Source organism: Marinobacter mobilis (assembly GCF_900106945.1).
Lineage (GTDB): Bacteria > Pseudomonadota > Gammaproteobacteria > Pseudomonadales > Oleiphilaceae > Marinobacter > Marinobacter mobilis.
On the sequence record NZ_FNNE01000001.1, the window covers coordinates 196,599 to 213,154 of the forward strand.

General features: G+C 60.3%; 14 protein-coding genes. 5 read left to right on the forward strand and 9 right to left on the reverse strand.

What is annotated here, in order from left to right; all coding sequences use genetic code 11:
- Positions 1-33: 33 nt before the first annotated feature.
- The 5 genes from BLV11_RS00920 to BLV11_RS00940 form a co-directional block, all read right to left on the reverse strand.
- The gene (locus BLV11_RS00920; RefSeq protein ID WP_091811067.1) at positions 34-1,329 is read right to left on the reverse strand and encodes a pyridoxal phosphate-dependent aminotransferase; all 1,296 of its coding nucleotides are present in this window, start codon (positions 1,327-1,329) and stop codon (positions 34-36) included.
- A gap of 132 nt (positions 1,330-1,461) precedes the next feature.
- Positions 1,462-2,784, reverse strand: a complete 1,323-nt coding sequence (locus BLV11_RS00925; RefSeq protein WP_245725870.1) for a substrate-binding domain-containing protein — start codon at positions 2,782-2,784, stop codon at positions 1,462-1,464.
- 115 nt (positions 2,785-2,899) lie between these two features.
- On the reverse strand, positions 2,900-3,223 hold the full coding sequence (locus BLV11_RS00930) for a DUF3301 domain-containing protein (protein ID WP_091811068.1): 324 nt from the start codon (positions 3,221-3,223) through the stop codon (positions 2,900-2,902).
- A gap of 122 nt (positions 3,224-3,345) precedes the next feature.
- Positions 3,346-6,417, reverse strand: a complete 3,072-nt coding sequence (locus tag BLV11_RS00935; RefSeq protein ID WP_091811069.1) for an efflux RND transporter permease subunit — start codon at positions 6,415-6,417, stop codon at positions 3,346-3,348.
- Positions 6,417-7,538, reverse strand: coding sequence for an efflux RND transporter periplasmic adaptor subunit (locus BLV11_RS00940; RefSeq protein WP_091811070.1), 1,122 nt, complete (start codon positions 7,536-7,538; stop codon positions 6,417-6,419). The genes BLV11_RS00935 and BLV11_RS00940 overlap by 1 nt, the downstream gene beginning before the upstream one ends.
- A 351-nt stretch (positions 7,539-7,889) precedes the next feature.
- On the opposite strand from BLV11_RS00940, the gene BLV11_RS00945 reads away from it, so the two are divergent.
- Positions 7,890-8,387: a J domain-containing protein gene (locus tag BLV11_RS00945; RefSeq protein WP_091811071.1), complete on the forward strand. Its 498-nt coding sequence runs from the start codon at positions 7,890-7,892 to the stop codon at positions 8,385-8,387.
- A 12-nt stretch (positions 8,388-8,399) separates the two neighbouring features.
- On the opposite strand, the gene BLV11_RS00950 is transcribed toward BLV11_RS00945, so the two are convergent.
- On the reverse strand, positions 8,400-9,167 hold the full coding sequence (locus tag BLV11_RS00950) for a secretin (protein ID WP_091811072.1): 768 nt from the start codon (positions 9,165-9,167) through the stop codon (positions 8,400-8,402).
- A gap of 343 nt (positions 9,168-9,510) precedes the next feature.
- Here BLV11_RS00950 and BLV11_RS00960 point away from each other — a divergent pair, with 343 nt between their 5' ends.
- Entirely contained in the window at positions 9,511-10,581 is a 1,071-nt protein-coding gene (locus BLV11_RS00960) for a 3-deoxy-7-phosphoheptulonate synthase (protein WP_091811074.1), read from the forward strand.
- Between the two features lie 39 nt (positions 10,582-10,620).
- On the opposite strand, the gene BLV11_RS00965 is transcribed toward BLV11_RS00960, so the two are convergent.
- Positions 10,621-11,274, reverse strand: a complete 654-nt coding sequence (locus tag BLV11_RS00965) for a LysE family translocator (protein WP_091811355.1) — start codon at positions 11,272-11,274, stop codon at positions 10,621-10,623.
- A gap of 234 nt (positions 11,275-11,508) precedes the next feature.
- Here BLV11_RS00965 and BLV11_RS00970 point away from each other — a divergent pair, with 234 nt between their 5' ends.
- Together BLV11_RS00970 and ccoG are read left to right on the forward strand one after the other, a co-directional pair.
- Positions 11,509-12,918 carry an aminotransferase-like domain-containing protein gene (locus BLV11_RS00970; RefSeq protein WP_091811075.1) on the forward strand — a complete coding sequence of 470 codons (1,410 nt, stop codon included), beginning with the start codon at positions 11,509-11,511 and terminating at the stop codon, positions 12,916-12,918.
- Positions 12,919-13,008: 90 nt separating this feature from the next.
- Positions 13,009-14,385, forward strand: a complete 1,377-nt coding sequence (gene ccoG, locus BLV11_RS00975; RefSeq protein ID WP_091811076.1) for a cytochrome c oxidase accessory protein CcoG — start codon at positions 13,009-13,011, stop codon at positions 14,383-14,385.
- Here the strand turns inward: ccoG and BLV11_RS00980 are convergent.
- Complete coding sequence (locus tag BLV11_RS00980; RefSeq protein ID WP_175528244.1) at positions 14,363-14,632, reverse strand: DUF2061 domain-containing protein; 270 nt, start codon at positions 14,630-14,632, stop codon at positions 14,363-14,365. The genes ccoG and BLV11_RS00980 overlap by 23 nt on opposite strands.
- Positions 14,633-14,900: 268 nt before the next feature.
- Here BLV11_RS00980 and BLV11_RS00985 point away from each other — a divergent pair, with 268 nt between their 5' ends.
- A complete protein-coding gene (locus BLV11_RS00985; protein WP_091811077.1) occupies positions 14,901-15,374 on the forward strand; it encodes a Dps family protein in 474 nt (157 codons plus the stop codon).
- A gap of 57 nt (positions 15,375-15,431) precedes the next feature.
- Here BLV11_RS00985 and BLV11_RS00990 read toward each other — a convergent pair whose 3' ends face one another.
- Complete coding sequence (locus tag BLV11_RS00990; RefSeq protein ID WP_091811078.1) at positions 15,432-16,556, reverse strand: NAD(P)/FAD-dependent oxidoreductase; 1,125 nt, start codon at positions 16,554-16,556, stop codon at positions 15,432-15,434.

Here is a 16,556-nt window from a genome sequence, read left to right on the forward strand (position 1 = left end):
GTCGGGTCCGGGACTGCAAGCCCGGCCGGGCAATTACAGCTTGCCCAGCCAGCCTTCCATCTTGTCCATGGCCAGCACCAGCCGAGGGCACGCCTGTTTGACGAACCCGTCATCAAGGTCGCGATCGGCGTAATCTCCACTTGCCAGGTTCAGTGCCTCGCTGCCATCGAAGTCGACGAAGGCGATACGGGCCGCCAGGTGGTCGGGGACAAAGCCGAAATCGCTGGCAGGCAGGATGGCCACGCCCGTATCTTCCAGCAGGGCCTGACACAGGGCCTGACTGGTCAACAGATCGTGGCGGGCGAGGGCATCACGGAAACCGGAGAAGTCCGGAAACAGGTAGAAGGCGCCCTCGGGCTTTTGTGCATAGGCCCCCATCTCCGTCAGGCGCCGGTGCAGGTATTCTCCGACCACTTTCAGAACCCGGCGTGACTGGTGCAGATAGGCCTCCATGTCTGCTCCGCCGTCAAAGGCCGCAATGGCGGCGTACTGGATTGGCGCGCTGGTTGCGGTGTACGTCTCGCTGGCAATGATCGCCATGGCATCCTGCAGTGGCCGCAGTTCCGGTGGGAAGATAAACGTGCCGAGGCGCCAACCTCCGGCCCCTGCCCATTTGCTGAGGCCGGTACTTATAATGGTGCCTTCCGGGTAGTAGCGTGCGATGGACTTGTGTTTGCCATCGAACTGCACCTCGCCATAGATCTCGTCTGACAGCACAATCAGCTTGTACTTGCGGGCAACATTGGCGATGGCCAGCAGTTGGTCGTCGGCGTAGGTACAGCCGGTCGGGTTACTCGGATAGTTGAGAATCAGGATCCGTGGTCGTGACGGGTCGTCGCGGCAGACAATGTCGAGCTCATCGGCGGTAAGTTGCCAGTTGTTCTCGGCGTGGGTCGGCAGCCAGTGCACCGAACGACCGATGATCCGTGCCTGGGGGGCATAGGATACCCAGCTGGGACGGGGAATCAGCAGGTCACCGTAGTAGGCCAGCTGGAGAATGAACAGCAGCTCCTTGGAGCCCGGACCGATCAGCACGTCTTCCCAGCTGCAGCGGGACCGTTCGTTGCGCTGAATGTAGCCGGCAATGGATTCCCGCAGGGGCTTGAGGCCTTTCACCGGCAGGTAATCCTTTTCATGGGCGTGTTTCTGGAGTGCTTCGACCACCCGTGCCGGCACCGGGAAAGGCGACTGCCCAAGGCCCAGCTTAATGATGTCCCGGCCTTCCTGACGCAGCTGGTTGCTGATCTCGTTGATGCGCAGGGTGGACGAGGGCTGGATGCCCCGCACGTTCAGGTTAATGGCGTAGTGGCGGTCGGTTTGTATGTCCATGATTCCAGTCTGCAGTAAGAGGGTATACCTGCAGTATAGGAAACACAGGGCTCGGAGCTGTAATAGGCAATTGCCGAGAGGGACGGGGATGGGTAAACCGGGGGCTGGGCAGCCCCCGGCCAGCAGGCCGGATCAGTGCTTGCGCACCCACACCTCAACCCGGCCGTTGCGTTGTTCACCGCTGTGACCGCCGGCACTGCCCACCGGCATGTAATGGCCATAGCCGGTGTAGGCGCGGACCGGTGCACCGGCTTCGCGCAGGGCACGGCTCACCGAGAGGGCGCGCAACTCGGAGATCATCTGGGCCCTCAGTTCATTGCTTTGCTGGTCGGCGAAGCCGATCAGCAGCACGTCGTCGGCACCCCGGTTTTCCCGTTCCAGATAGTCGACAATGCGCTTCAGATCGCGCTGGGCCTTGTTGTCGAGGCGGGAGCGGCCCTCGGAGAAACGGAAATTGACGCTGAGGCGGCGGTAATTCTCGGTCAGTACCCTGAACGTTGCCGGAACCGCGGCGTCGTAGTCGGGTTCCATGGCAATCGGGTTCTGGGAGATAAAGCCTGATTGGGCCACGAGGTCCTGGCCGGCAGGGCTCTGGGCGAACTCGATGAACTCGTTGACCAGGGCCGGGTTGTTGTTGCCGCGAGTGTACAGGAACAGTCTCCGGGCCAGGGGGTAGTCCTCACTGGCCACGGTCAGCTGGTTGGGTTTGAGCGCCGGGGCATCGCCATCGGAGACCGCCAGCAGCCGGGCGTTACGCACCGAAGCAAGACCGGTGAAACCAATGGCGCCGGGATCGCGGGCGACGTCATCGGAGAGCTGGTCATTGGATTCGTAACGGAAGGCCGATCTGGCCAGGGTATAGCTGCGACCAAGCACCAGGGACTTGAAGGTGTCCCAGGTACCGGACTTGTCGTCCCGGGCATACAGGTTGATCGGGCGGTCCGGGCCACCAAGAGCGGACCAGTTGCTGATCTGACCGGCAAAGACCTTACCCAGGTCATCAATACTGATGCGCTCAAGGGGGTTGCTGTTGTGAACCAGGATGGCGAGACCATCGATGGCGATCACATGCTCGCTGTCGATGCTGTTGAGATCTGCCGTGTCCGCCATGGCGTCGATTTCTGATGATTTGGCCGGACGTGATGAGGCCCAGATGTCGGCACGGCCGTCTGCGAGGGCTCTGAAACCGGTGCTTGAACCATGGGCAGCCACGCGAACGTCGATGGCGGTACCATTTCCACGCGCGCTCAGTACTCGCTCATTTTCCTCGCTGCCGGCCCGGCTTGAGGTGGTGCCTCCGGTGCGCTGTTCCAGAAAGCCCTCAATAAGCATCGGACCCAGGGCCGCACCAATGGTGTTGGATCCATGGATTTCCATATCGTAAGACTGGGACCAGGCGGGCAAGGTCTGAGCGGCCAGAATCAGCACGGCCAAAGTACGAAGCAGTCGCGGCATTGAGGCTCCTTAATCGTTAAGGCAAAAGTGAAGGGCCCCCAGAATGCGACAGTTTTATGACAATCATGTTTCAGTGATGTAAGCAAATGTAGCGGCAGCCAGCGGTTGCCGGGCGCTAGTGGTAATCGCTGAACCGGTGCGGCTCCAGCTCCATGTGCTCGATACGCTGGCCCAGCATGATGACCCGGCCGGTGTAGCGTTCTTCGCCGGTGGTGGTGAAGTCGAACAGAAAGCGGCGCCAGACCCGGATCCGGCCCTGGCGGTCACGTTTGAACCACAGTCCCCGCAGGTAGACCGCATCATCCAGCAGCATGACGTCCATGGTCCCACAGTACCGTTTCGCGGCCGTCAGCACCGAATCCTTGATGGCTTTGGCCCGCCACCAATACCAGACGACGAAGCCAAAGACGAAGAGCCAGAAAATATTACCAAGAGTCATGTCAGTTAGTTGCGGTTGTTGAGTGGGGGGTACAGCCGATCCGTTACTGGAGACCACTTGAGTATAAACGGCGAGAATCAAAAAGGGGGACAGATTTGAAATCTGTCCCCCTGACACCGGCTTCAGTAAGCGCCGGAGGTTGTTGGCTGTTGAATGCCGGGCTCCGTCACATCGTGGTGCTCGCGAGCCAGAAGAATGTACACCGCTGGCAAGACGAACAGGGTGAACAGGGTGCCGATACCGAGTCCGGTGGTGATGGTGATGCCAATGGCGAAGCGGCTCTGGGCGCCGGCGCCGGTGGCAATCAGCAGCGGTACCATGGCGACGATCAGGGCCAGGGACGTCATGATGATCGGGCGCAGGCGAATGGACGCTGCCTCGATCACCGCCTGGCGCTTGTTCAGGCCACGTTCCTGCTGGAGCTGGTTGGCGAACTCCACAATCAGGATCCCGTTCTTCGCCACCACCCCGATCAGGGTGATCAGGCCCACCTGGGTGTAGATGTTGATGGTGGTAAAGCCCAGGAAGATGAACGCCATCGCGCCGGCAATCGACATGGGCACCGACACCAGGATGATCAGCGGGTCACGCCAGCTCTCGAATTGCGCCGCCAGCACCAGATAGATGACCAGCAGGGCCAGGAACAGGGTCACCATGAGGGCGCTGCCTTCGGTGGCCAACTGCCGGCTCTCACCGGTGTAGTCATAGTCGAAGCCCGGTGGCAGCACGTCTGCTGCGGCCTCTTCCATGAACGCCATGGCGTCCCCGGACGTTACGCCGGGCATGACCACCCCTTGCAGGGTCAGCGAGTTCAGCTGATTGAACTGGGTACGCTGGGATGGCTCCACACTGCGATCAAAACTGATCACGCTGCCCAGAGGGACCAGCTCGCCGTTATCGGCGCGAATGTAATAGCTATCCAGGGCGTCGGCGCTGATGCGGAAGTCCCTGGCCACCTGGGGAATGACCTGGTAGGAGCGTTCCTGCATGCTGAACCAGTTGATGTAACCACCGCCAAGCATGCTCGACAGCGCCTGTCCCACATCCTGCATGGACAGCCCGAGGTCGGCGACCCGGTCACGGTCAACGTGAATGTTCGTGACGGGCCGGTCGAAGTTGATCGACTTTTGCAGGAACATGAAATTGCCGCTCTGCATTGCGCGGCCCAGAAGTTCGTTGGCCACATCGTCGAGCTGGTTGTAATCCTCACCGGTCGTGATGACAAACTGGAACGGCAGGCCGTCGGAGCCCGGCAGTGAGGGCCGTGGGAAGACGGCTGTCTGCAGACCGGTCACGTTACTCAGTTCCTGTTGCAGCAGTGGCTGGACCTCAAACTGGGATATATCCCGTTCGCTCCAGGGAGCCATCTTGAAACCACCGAACACGGCATTGGGGCCGGTGATGCCGATGATCATGAAGTCCTCGTTGTAGCCCGGAACGGTCGACATCCGCTGCTGGACCTCGTCACCGTGCTCCTGCAGGTAATCCAGGTTTGAGGTCTGGGGCCCCAGGCCCTGGTAGAACAGGATGCCCTGGTCTTCAGTCGGCGCCAGTTCGCTCTGGCTCATCATGGCCATCAGGTAGATGGAGGCGACTACCACCAGGCCGAAGAAAATGACCACCGGTATGGTTTCCAGTACCGACGACAGCGCCCGCTTGTAGCCGTTGGCAAGGCCGCCAAAGGTGCGCTCCACCAACACCTCAAACTTACCCGGATTGCCGTGGGGCTTGAGTACCTTGCCGGCCATCATGGGTGACAGGGTCAGGGCGACAATGCCGGAGATGATGACCGTTCCGGCCAGGGTGAAGGCAAACTCGGTAAACAGTGCGCCGGTGAGCCCCCCCATGAAGCCGATGGGGGCATAGACCGCCACCAGGGTGGTGGTCATGGCAATGATCGGTACGGCCATTTCCCGTGCACCATTGATGGCGGCGTTGAAGCGGGTTTCGCCCGCTTCGATATGGCGGTGGACGTTCTCCACCATAATGATGGCGTCATCCACCACCAGCCCGATGGCCAGTACCATCGACAGCAACGTCAGCAGATTCAGGGAGAAACCCATCGCCAGCATGATGAAGGCGCCGCCCACCAGTGACAGCGGCACAGCGACTGAGGGAACCACGGCCGCCCGCAGGGAGCCCAGGGTCAGGAATACAATGACCAGCACGATCACCAGCGCTTCCAGCAGGGTCTGGATCACCTCGTTGATGGAATCGTCGATGAAATCAGAGGCGTCGTAGGCCAGGCGCACATCCAGTCCCGACGGCAGCTGCTGCTCAATGTCCGGCAGCAGGCCTTTGACCGCCTCGGCCACCGTCAGCGGGTTAGCGCCGGGGGACAGTTCAATCGCAACATAAGTGGCCGGTTGCCCCTTATAAAGCGCCAGCGTGTCGTAGGACTCGGAGCCCAGCTCCACCCGGGCAATGTCCCGCAAGCGGATCAGGGTGCCACCGGATTCCCGGATCACCAGATCCTTGAACTGTTCCGGATCGGCGACATCGGTGTCGCTGGTCATGCTGATCTTGGTGTAGCGGCCTTCGGTATTGCCTACCCCGGCCTGATAGTTGTTCCGGCGGAGGATGTCGACCACTTCCTGCGGGGTCATGTCGATGGCGGACAAGCGCTCCGGATCGAGCCAGACCCGCAGGGCAAACTTACGCCCCAGCAACTCGGCCTTGCCGACTCCGGGTAAGGCCTGCAACTTGGGCTGGACCACCCGCGCCAGGTAATCGGTGATCTGAGGAACCGCCAGTTCGGAGCTGTAAAAGGCGATGTACATCAGCGCCGTGGAGTCACCGGTGGTTGAGGTTATGACCGGGTCCTGGGCTTCGGATGGCAGCACATTGCGTTGACTGGCCACCTTGGCCTGGATTTCAGCCAGCGCGGCATTGGCGTCGTAGTTCAGCTCCATTTTGGCCTGAATGGTCGACACACCCTGAGAGCTGGTGGAGGTCATGTAGTCGATTCCGCTGGCTTCGGCAATGGCCTGTTGCAGCGGGTTGGTGATGAAGCCCTTGACCAGATCCGAGCTGGCGCCCGGGTAAACCGTCGTCACTGTGACGGTGGTGTTCTCCAGTTTCGGGTACTGGCGGATTTCCATTTCCATTGCGGCCCGCGTGCCCAGCAGCAGGATCAGTAGGCTGACCACCGTCGCCAGCACCGGACGCTGTATGAATATGTCAGTGAATTTCATTATTCAGCTGCCTCTGCCGGAGTGTCGCTCGCATCGCTGACGGCCTGTTCGTCCTGAATGGCAACGGTCTGACCGGCGCGCAGGCGGAGAAGGCCCTTGGCAACCACCTGCTCGCCGTCAGCAAGGCCGCTTTCGACAGCCACCCGGTCGCCGCGGGTCTCGCCGGTCATGACGGTTCGGCGGCTAACGACCAGCTGGTCATCATCGTTTGCCTCAATCACGAAGACAAAGTCACCATAGGTGTTGTAGGAGACGGCGGTCAGCGGCACGGTCACCATCTCGACGTCGTTCGGCTGACGGGTCTGGATGGTGGCGAACATACCCGGTTTGAGCTGGCCATCAGGGTTGGCCAGGGTGGCCCGAATACGCACCGTACGGGTTTCCGGGTTGACCGAGGTATTGATGGCGCTGACTTGGCCGGAGAATACGTGCTGAGGCAGGGCGGCGACGGTGACGCCGACGTCATAGCCGATATCAACCAATGGCAGGTCCTGCTCGGACAGGGTGTAATCCACGTAGATCGGGTCCAGCATGTTGATTTCAACAATCGAGGTACCGGTGGCCAGGTATTGGCCCTGGTCTACCATCCGCAGGCCAAGGGTTCCGCTGAACGGCGCCCGGATCACCTTCTTGCTGAGGGTGGCCTCGGCTTCGACCACGCGCGCCTGGGCGGCATCGTAGTTGGCTTTGGCTTCGTCAAACTGGGACTGGGAAACTGCGCGCCGGGGCAGCAGGTCTGACACCCGCTTGAACTCCTGGGCCGCCAGGCTGGCTTCGGCGCGGCGGGTACGCAGGGCCGCCTGATCGATGTCAGCGTTCATGCGCACCAGAATATCGCCTTTTTCAACCTGGTCACCGGATTCAAAATGGATACTCTCGACCACGCCGGCCACTTCATTGGCGATATCGATACCGTTGACGGCGATCACGCTGCCCACGGCTTTGCTGGAGGGTGTCCAGGCATCGGTGCGGGCAGTGGTTGCGGAGATGATCGCTGGCGGTCTTGGCTGGGAAAACATCGCCTGCATCTGGCCAAATTGATAGAACTTATAGCCAAAAAGGCCGCCGAGTACGGCGCCAAGAAGAATGAGGACGATCAAGAATCGGGAGGCTGTACGCATGGTTTGGACCCTGGGTTACGTTTCCATCTGTTCGGCAGCAGGGCTGCTCAAAGGGCACCGCTGCTGCGCTTAATCCGGTTATCATTTTTAGGGAATGGAGCTCTGCGGTGACTTCACCAAACTGTAGGAAACGCACTTGAAAAATCTGTTACTGTGCGAGGCTCCTCGGGGGTGAAATTCCGACACTTTGCCCAAACTATAGGATCCTACACATTATGCTTTGTGGTTGTCACGGGGGGCACAGTGTTATTACGTATACGAAAAATGGTGATCTGCCGCTGTGCCAGCCGCAGATCCAGGCAGTAACTCAAGGCACCTGGCTGCAGGTGTGACAGACAGACGAGCGACGGTATGCATTGGATCTTGGGGATAGCGCTCACCGTACTGGTGTTCTGGGGGCTGAAGCAGTGGGGGGCGATGTCTGCGGAGCAACGCAAGCGCAACGGCTGGAAACTGGTATTGATCGGCTTTGCCGGAGTGCTGCTTGTGCTGGTACTGACCGGCCGAATCCATGTCATCACTGCAGCGATTGCCGGCCTGCTGCCACTGCTGAAAAAACTGCCAGCGCTGTTGCGCTATCTGCCCTCGCTCAGTCGCTATCAGCATCAGCGCCAGCAGGAGCAGGAGAAACGCGGTGCGGGGCGTCGGGAGCAGGCCGCGTCATCCGCGACGATGACCGTCCGGGAGGCCTGCGAGGTGCTTGGTGTTGATGAAAGCTGCTCCCGCGATGAGGTCATAATGGCCCATCGCCGGCTGATGCAGAAACTGCACCCGGATCGTGGTGGTAACGATTACCTGGCGGCCAAGGTCAATGAGGCCAAGGTCGTGCTACTGGCGCGCCATCACTAGGGGCCAGAGCGCTCACAGGATTTCAACCTGCACTTCGTAACGCTGGTTCTCCAACCGGTGGTGACCGACTTCATAGACCAGACCTGTTTCGTTGTCCTGCAGGCTCTGGCTGGTGCTGCCAAGTTCAACCCATGAACCAGGGGCAACGCGGCGGGACGTCATCACCGCCTGGGTTTCAAAGCCGGGCTGGTTTTCTTCCGGGGTGTTGTCAAAGGCCATGACGTTGAGCTCAACCTGGCGGGCGGAAATAAGCCGCGGGTTAACAATAAAGCCACTGCGGATACGCACTTGCTGGTAAAGAGCGGCAGGGTTGAAGCCGCCCTGGACCGCCACCGGCACCGCGCGGATCTGACCGGAATGAATATGGGCCGACTGGCCATCGAGAATGATCAGTGACCGTTCGCTGACCCGTTGGGTTGAGGTCACCCGGCGCTCTCCGCTCAGGCTGACCGAGCCGTCAGAGAGGGTGACGTCAGCACCCTGCCGCACGCCGTTGTCCTGACCATGACTGCGAACCGTGATGCGGAATTGCACCGGAGCCACGTCCATGGTGTCGATGAGTTGGTCGATTTCCTGGAGAATGGTCGCTTCGCCACGGATGATCAGGGTCTGGTTCTGGGTGGTAATGGCGGCCTGGTCATTTGGGTAAAGCTGGCGAAGCTGGCTGGCGACTTCACCGGCTGCCCGGTTGTTCAGAGTCCAGGACTGGGTTTCCGCCAGCAGGGGGAGGGACAGCAGCAGTGCGCACAGCAGCGCCAGGGATCGTTGCAGGAAGGCCATGGTGTTTTTCGTCGTTCTCCAGGAATTCATACAAACGGGTTGCAATGGCAGAAACCCGGGTTATATAGTGTTCAGCATGAAGACGACACACGCGACCTGTCAATTGAATGTTTTGTCAGCCATCCCAGAACGGATGACTGCGGTTGCTGCTGTGTTTTTCTGGTGGTTTGGTTATGGCTTTTATTTTAGCCAGAGCCCGGGCCGCCCATAGCATCTTCATCGACCGAATAACGAGGAAGGCAGCCCGGCAGAAACCCAGGCTGCCACCGGACTCGAGAAGCCCCGACTGGTAGCCCAGCCGGGGCTTTTTTGATTCTGATACAGGGAAACGGGAACACTGACCATGAATATGCCGCTGAACATCGACACCCTTGAAACCGCCTCAGGGGCTGCTCAGCCAACACCGGCACTGTCCGGAGAGGACAACGCAATGATTCTGCCGACGCCCATTCAGTTACGGGCAGAGTTGCCGGTGCCCGTAGCTCTGGCTGAACAGATTGAACGCCACCGTGCAGCCATTCGCCGGGTGCTCAGGGGCGAAGACCCGCGTACCCTGCTGGTGATCGGGCCCTGCTCGGTCCACGACGAAGTGGCGGCGCTGGAATACGGTGAGAAGCTGGCGGTCTTGGCGGATCAGCTCAGCGACCGTTTCCTGATTGTGGTGAGAGCCTACCTGGAAAAGCCGCGCACCACCGTGGGCTGGAAAGGCCTGCTGTACGACCCGGAACGCACGGGGCGCGGTGATCTGAATCAGGGGTTGGTACGTTCCCGCCGCCTGCTGCTGAATCTTGCCCGCTTGGGGCTGCCCATCGCCACGGAAGCCCTGAGTCCGCTGGCCATGGATTACCTGGCGGACCTGGTGAGCTGGACCGCCATTGGCGCCCGTACGACCGAATCCCAGATACACCGCGAGCTGGTCAGCGGTCTGCCGATGCCGGTGGGTTTCAAGAACGGCACCGACGGCGGTCTGGGGGTGGCGATCAATGCGATGAAATCCGCAGCCCACACCCATCACCGTCTGGGGATCAGCGAGCAGGGAGTGCCGGCGATGATCACCACGGCGGGCAATGTGGATACCCATATTGTGCTGCGTGGCGGCCGCGGCATCACCAACTACGACGCCGGCAGTATCCGTGAGGCCGTTGAAGCTCTCACCGGTGCCGGCCTGTCTGCCGCGGTGATGGTGGACTGCAGTCACGATAATGCCTGCAAGCAGGCTGAGCGGCAGCTGGATATTGCCCGCGAGGTGATGGCGCAGAAGGCCGCGGGCAACCACAACATCCGCGGCCTGATGGTGGAGAGTTTCCTGGCGCCCGGTCGCCAGAATGACGGCGACGAACTGGTCTATGGCTGTTCGATCACCGATCCGTGTCTCGGCTGGGAACAGACAGAAGCGTTGCTGCGGTCGCTTTGAAGCGGTGGCCGCAAGCGGGCGGCCGTACGTCGGAGTGAATTATTCTGTGGCGGGTTCCGCAGAGCCAGTCACCGTCGAAAACAGCAATTGCCCCGCCAACAGCAGCAGGATGCCCCCCATCATCCGGTCCAGCCAATGGCCAAAGCGGCTAAAGGCCCGGCGAACCCGGGGCTGGGCAAAGAACACCGCGACCAGGGTGAACCAGAGCCCGGTGGCTACGGCGATGTACAGGCCGTAACCGGTCTGGATGGCAATAGGGGTCTGCGGGCTGATCAAAACCGAAAAGAGCGACACGAAAAACAGGGTCGCCTTGGGGTTAAGGGCATTGGTCAGAAAGCCCAGCCGGAAGGCCGCTAAGCTGGATTGCCGGAGCGTGGTGCTGGTATCGACGTGAATACTGCCGCCTTTGGAGCGCAGGCATTGGATGGCGATCCAGGTCAGATAAAGCGCGCCCACGACCTTGAGTATGCTGAACAACACCAGTGACTGCTGGATAATCAGGCCGATGCCCAGCAGGGAATAGGTGACGTGAACCAGAATGCCAGCACCGATGCCCAATGCCGTGATCAGGGCATTGCGACGGCTCTGACACAGGGCCTGACGGACCATCACGGCAAAATCGGGGCCGGGGCTGGCAACCGCCAGCAGGTGAACGATGGCAACGGTTAGGAATTCGGGCCAGTAGCTTTGCATGTGTGACAGGGCCTTCAGTGCGGGAATCGGTAACCGCCAAGGATAATAGCCCGGGCCCAAAATGTCCTGTGCCATCGGCAATGGTTAGCGTGCGCATGTAATGTCACGTCAGAGGTGTTGTGCTGCAGACGCTGGCCATTCGAAGGGAACCAATGAACAGACATCAGCTCGGTGAGCGCTGCCGCAGCTGCTATGGAACCGGCCTGGTTGTGGTCGTTACGTCCGGGAGTGTTGATGAAACGGTATGAACAGCTGGCCCAGAGTATTGCCGGACTGATCCGCTCAGGATCATTACAGCCGGGACAGCGGATTCCCTCGGTGCGGATGGCCAGCCGTACCTACAAGGTCAGTCCGTCCACGGTTTTCCGGGCGTATTACCACCTCGAGAATCTGGGCCTGATCCACGCCCGCCCACAGTCTGGCTATTTTGTCACCAGCCTGAGTGAGCACGCCTTGCCCGAGGTGCCACAGGCTCCGGAAGATGCCGGGTCAACGTCGGTCGCCGTCAGTGAACTGGTGTTCTCTGTATTGAAGGCCATGCGGGAGTCGAAACAGGCCCCGCTGGGCTCGGCGTTTCCCGGGCCCGGTCTGTTCCCGATGCAGCGATTGGCCCGTTCCATGGCGAAGGCAACCCGGTTGATGGATCTGGACTCGGTGGTGGCTGATCTGGCCCCGGGAAATCTCAACCTGCGGCGGCAGATTGCGGTGCGCTATGGCATTGGTGGTGTGTCTGTTCCGGTGGAAGATATTCTGGTGACCGACGGGGCGCTCGAAGCATTAAACCTCTGCCTGCAGGCGGTCACCGAACCTGGCGATCTGGTCGCGATTGAGGCGCCGGCGTTCTACGCCTGCCTTCAGGTGCTGGAACGACTGAAATTGCAGGCGGTGCCCATCCCGGTGGATCCTCGTAATGGCATTGATCTGGACGCCTTGGCGCGGGCACTGGAGCATCACGACATCCGGGCGTGCTGGTTCATGACAAACTTCCAGAATCCTACCGGGGTGTCGCTGTCTGCCGAGCGCAAGCGGGAACTGGTTGAGCTGCTGCATCGCCATCAGGTGCCACTGGTGGAAGACGACGTTTATGGCGAACTGTATTACGGCAGTCAGGCACCGGTGACAACCAAGGCCTTCGATCGCGATGGCCTGGTCATGCATTGCAGTTCCTTCTCCAAGTGCCTGGCCCCCGGTTACCGGGTGGGCTGGGTGGCAGCCGGCCGCTATGCGGAGGCGATCCAGCGGCTCAAGTTGATGACCACCCTGTCGGCGTCGGTTCCGGCCCAGGCGGCCATCGCGGACTACCTGGAATTCGGCGGCTACGATCGCCATCTTCGTAGTTTGAGGGCTCGCCTGGAATCCCAGAAGCATCAGATGTTCGCCGCGATCGACCGGCATTTCCCAGCTGACGTGCGTTTTACCCGGCCTGCTGGTGGGTATTTTCTGTGGCTGGAATTGCCGGGGCAGGTGGATACCCTGACGCTGTTTCAGCGGGCGGCTGAAGCGGGTATCAGCCTGGCACCCGGGCCAATGTTTTCCGCCACCCGGGACTTCCGTCATTGCCTGCGGCTGAACTACGGCCACCCCTGGACGGCAGAGCTGGATCAGGTCATGGCGCGTCTGGGGGCGTTGGTGGCGGCCAACTGATACGCTTTAATATCCATTAACTGAGTCTGTTTCTCTGACCCGGGTCTGGCGACACTGGCCTCACGCCAGTTTCTTCACCAGGGGTCAGCCATGACTGAACGCATTCCTGCAATCAATATCCCGGTGGCCACTCAGGCCATCGTCACCAAAAGCTTCAGCGGCCGTTTCCGTACTCTGCGCATTGTCGGCGGTCTGTTATTGTTTACCCTGTATTTCGGCACGGTCTGGTTGTCCTGGGATGGCCGCCAGGCTGTGCTGTGGGATATCAGCCAACGCCAGTTTCACATTTTCGGTGCCACGTTCTGGCCGGAGGATCTGACCCTGCTTATGGCGGGGCTGGTGATCTGTGCCTTCGGCCTGTTTTTTATCACGGTCCTGGCCGGGCGGGTCTGGTGCGGTTACAGCTGCCCCCAGAGCATGTGGACCTGGCTGTTCCTGTGGGCGGAAAAAGTCACTGAGGGCGACCGCAACCAGCGTATTCGTCTTGCCCAGTCTCCGCTGGGGTGGAATAAGGTCATGCGGCGGCTGCAGAAGCACACCCTGTGGTTGGCCATCAGCGTCGCGACCGGGGTGACCTTTGTCGGTTACTTCTCGCCCATCCGCCCTCTGGTCGCTGAGCTGCTGACTCTGGAAACCGGAGCAATTGCCGGGTTCTGGATTGCATTCTTTACGGCAGCAACCTATATCAATGCGGGCTGGCTGAGGGAGAAGGTGTGTCTGCACATGTGTCCCTACGGGCGCTTCCAGTCGGTCATGCTCGACGACGATTCGGTCGTGATCAGTTATGACGCCGCTCGCGGTGAGCCGAGGGGCCATCGTAAACGTGACGTGGTGCCTGCCAGCGACAGTCTGGGTGACTGCATTGACTGTCAGCAGTGTGTTCAGGTCTGCCCCACCGGTATTGATATCCGCGATGGTCTGCAGATGGCCTGTATTGGTTGTGCGGCCTGTATCGACGCCTGTGATTCCATCATGGACCGGATGGGGTACGAGCGGGGGCTGATTCGATATGCCAGCGCGAAGCAGCTCGCAGGTGGCCGCTTTCGACCTTTCCGCCCGCGGCTGGTGGGCTATGCGGTGGTGCTGGTGGCGATGGTCGTCGCACTGGGCTGGGTGCTGGTGTCACGACCGCTGGTAAGCCTGGACGTGGCCAAGGATCGCGGGCTGTTTCGCTATGACAACGCGGGCCGGGTAGAGAACAGTTATCAGCTCCGGTTGCTGAACAAGGCGGCGCAGCCGAGATCCTTCCGCCTGGGGGTTGAGGGGCCGGCAGGGCTGAGTATCGACGGGCCGTCTGAGGTCTCGCTCGCGCCGGGAGAAAGCCGGGATCTTACCCTGGCGGTCGCGATTCCGCGTGAGCAGTTGCAGGCGCTGAGCACCGAGCTGGTCTTCACGGCGATAGACCGTCTCGATCCGGCACAAGCCGCCCGGGAGGACAGCGCGTTCACCGGGCCGGGCTGGCGTTGACCCTTGCGCGGTCAGTGTCCCGGCGCTGCTGGCGGCCTTGCCATACCCGTTCGTGGATAACGTAGGCGACGGTATTGATTGCCGGTTCCACCATGGCGATGAGGCCACCGACCAGAACATCGCCGGTGAGCAGGTAAGCGACCATGAACGCCACGGTGAAGTGGGTTATGGCAAAGGTGATGGTCTTGATCAGTGAATTGTCGCCTGCCGGCCCGTGGTTGTGGACGAAGACTTTCAATGCGCTCATGACCTGCTCCTGCTGAAACGGTTGCTGTTGCGATTAGGCTATGGCGCTATTTAAAAGCAAGTGAGAATGTTTATCGATTAGAAAGTTGCTCTGGCGATGATAGCCAATAGCTATGTTTATCTCCCATTCTTTAGTGGTTGTTTATAGTTAGAGCCTATTGCTTGAATTGTGTAGATAAATTTCACGGGCCTGATCGATCTGGCTATAGTGGTTTCGTCAAGTTTTCAGTGTCTGTTGGCACGTTTTCCACCATGAAAGGAGCTCTTACATGACGACCAATATTATCGGACTGGATACAGCGAAGACTCAGTCTCTGGCAGATGCCCTCAACGAGCTGCTGGCCAATTACCAGATCTTTTATATGAACGTTCGTGGCTACCACTGGAACATCAAGGGTGAGAACTTCTTCGAGCTGCACGCTAAGTTCGAGGAGCTGTACAACGACCTGCTGCTGAAGGTCGATGAAGTCGCCGAGCGCGTACTGACTCTGGGGCACCGACCTGCGCACGCCTACAGTGCCTACCTGGAACGCTCTGAAGTCAGCGAAAGCAAGGACGTCTCTGACGGCCGCAGCGCTGTAGGGGAGATCGTTGACAGTTTTGCCAAGCTGATCAAGAAGCAGCGAGAGTTGCTGGCGATGGCGGGAGACGCCGACGACGAAGGTACGGTGTCATTGATGAGCGATTACATCTCCCAGCAGGAAAAGCTGGTCTGGATGTACCGCAGTTACCTGGGCCAGTAAGCCCCGGAGCCGAACGATGGCGATCTCAGGATCGCCATTTTTTTTGCCTGTGGTTTGTCAGACCGCAAGCTTCAGGGGGGGAACGTCCTGATGGAGGAACCAGCGCTCGGTGACCACCTTGCGGGTGAACCAGTGGGAACGCATCAGGGTTCCGGCCAGTGGATTACGCACCCAGTGGGGCATCTGCCAACCCTCGTGCCGGTTCAGGGCGCGGGCGCCGAAGCGCTCGCCAATCGCTTCGCCGTAGGTCTTCAATGAGCTGGCCGAGTAGTCACGGGCCTGCTGAATAACCTGGGCTGCCAGTAATGCCGATTCCACGGAAGGGCGGATGCCTTCTCCACTCTGGGTATAAGCCAGACCGGCGGCATCACCGATCAGTAGCACACCGTCGTCCAGCAGGGGACGCTCGGCATGATTGTAAAGCAGGTAGGCATGGCCCTTGAAACGGCCTGGCAGATCTGAAGGTATCCGGCCGGAAGCCTGCATGTTGCTGACAAAGTCCTGCAGGTGGTCGCTGAGCTTGTGATTGTCCTCGCGTCCGAGGCCGATGTTGAGGAAGTTGCCTTTGCGGAAAACCCAGGCATAGCCCTTGAGGTCGTCGCAAAACCACAGCTCCGGGGTGTCCCCGCGGGCCTGGCAGCGAATGGCCTGTTCCGGTGTCATTTCGAATTCCACTTCCTTGGCCGCCACCACGGTTTCATGGCCACCGGGACCGTCCCCCAGCAGCTTGGCGACCGGGCAAAAGTGCCCGCCTGCGCCGACCAGTAGCGGGGCTTCCCAGGTGTCATTGATGATCCACTGGCCGCCCTGGCGTTCGATGCTGCGAACAGGGCTGGCCAGGGCCTTGTCTGCATCGGCCCGGTCGAGCAGGAAATCGTCGAACTCATAGCGGCGAATGCCGTAGCTGACCACCTCACCATGGTCGTTTTCCACCGCCGGGTGGCCCATCATGCCGATGCGAAAGCGACGGATGGGCTGAAGGGTGTGAGCCTGGCCATACTTCAGCGGGTCGATCTGGAGACTGTCCATCACCGCCGGGGTTACCCAGCCAGCACAGGTCTTGTCCCTGGGGAACGCCTGCTTGTCGATCAGCAGGATACGTTTGCCGCTGTCTCTCAGGGCCCAGGCCAGGGTAGATCCGGCCGGCCCGCCGCCCACAATAATCAGGTCGTAGTTGTCCAT

What these genes read in the sequence shown, in the direction of transcription:
- BLV11_RS00970 (WP_091811075.1), top strand. Translation starts at nt 11,509, where the DNA reads ATGAAACGGTATGAACAGCTGGCCCAGAGTATTGCCGGACTGATCCGC.
- ccoG (WP_091811076.1), top strand. Translation starts at nt 13,009, where the DNA reads ATGACTGAACGCATTCCTGCAATCAATATCCCGGTGGCCACTCAGGCC.
- BLV11_RS00980 (WP_175528244.1), bottom strand. Translation starts at nt 14,632, where the DNA reads ATGAGCGCATTGAAAGTCTTCGTCCACAACCACGGGCCGGCAGGCGAC.
- BLV11_RS00960 (WP_091811074.1), top strand. Translation starts at nt 9,511, where the DNA reads ATGAATATGCCGCTGAACATCGACACCCTTGAAACCGCCTCAGGGGCT.
- BLV11_RS00935 (WP_091811069.1), bottom strand. Translation starts at nt 6,417, where the DNA reads ATGAAATTCACTGACATATTCATACAGCGTCCGGTGCTGGCGACGGTG.
- BLV11_RS00920 (WP_091811067.1), bottom strand. Translation starts at nt 1,329, where the DNA reads ATGGACATACAAACCGACCGCCACTACGCCATTAACCTGAACGTGCGG.
- BLV11_RS00945 (WP_091811071.1), top strand. Translation starts at nt 7,890, where the DNA reads ATGCATTGGATCTTGGGGATAGCGCTCACCGTACTGGTGTTCTGGGGG.
- BLV11_RS00940 (WP_091811070.1), bottom strand. Translation starts at nt 7,538, where the DNA reads ATGCGTACAGCCTCCCGATTCTTGATCGTCCTCATTCTTCTTGGCGCC.
- BLV11_RS00965 (WP_091811355.1), bottom strand. Translation starts at nt 11,274, where the DNA reads ATGCAAAGCTACTGGCCCGAATTCCTAACCGTTGCCATCGTTCACCTG.
- BLV11_RS00990 (WP_091811078.1), bottom strand. Translation starts at nt 16,556, where the DNA reads ATGGACAACTACGACCTGATTATTGTGGGCGGCGGGCCGGCCGGATCT.
- BLV11_RS00985 (WP_091811077.1), top strand. Translation starts at nt 14,901, where the DNA reads ATGACGACCAATATTATCGGACTGGATACAGCGAAGACTCAGTCTCTG.
- BLV11_RS00925 (WP_245725870.1), bottom strand. Translation starts at nt 2,784, where the DNA reads ATGCCGCGACTGCTTCGTACTTTGGCCGTGCTGATTCTGGCCGCTCAG.
- BLV11_RS00930 (WP_091811068.1), bottom strand. Translation starts at nt 3,223, where the DNA reads ATGACTCTTGGTAATATTTTCTGGCTCTTCGTCTTTGGCTTCGTCGTC.
- BLV11_RS00950 (WP_091811072.1), bottom strand. Translation starts at nt 9,167, where the DNA reads ATGGCCTTCCTGCAACGATCCCTGGCGCTGCTGTGCGCACTGCTGCTG.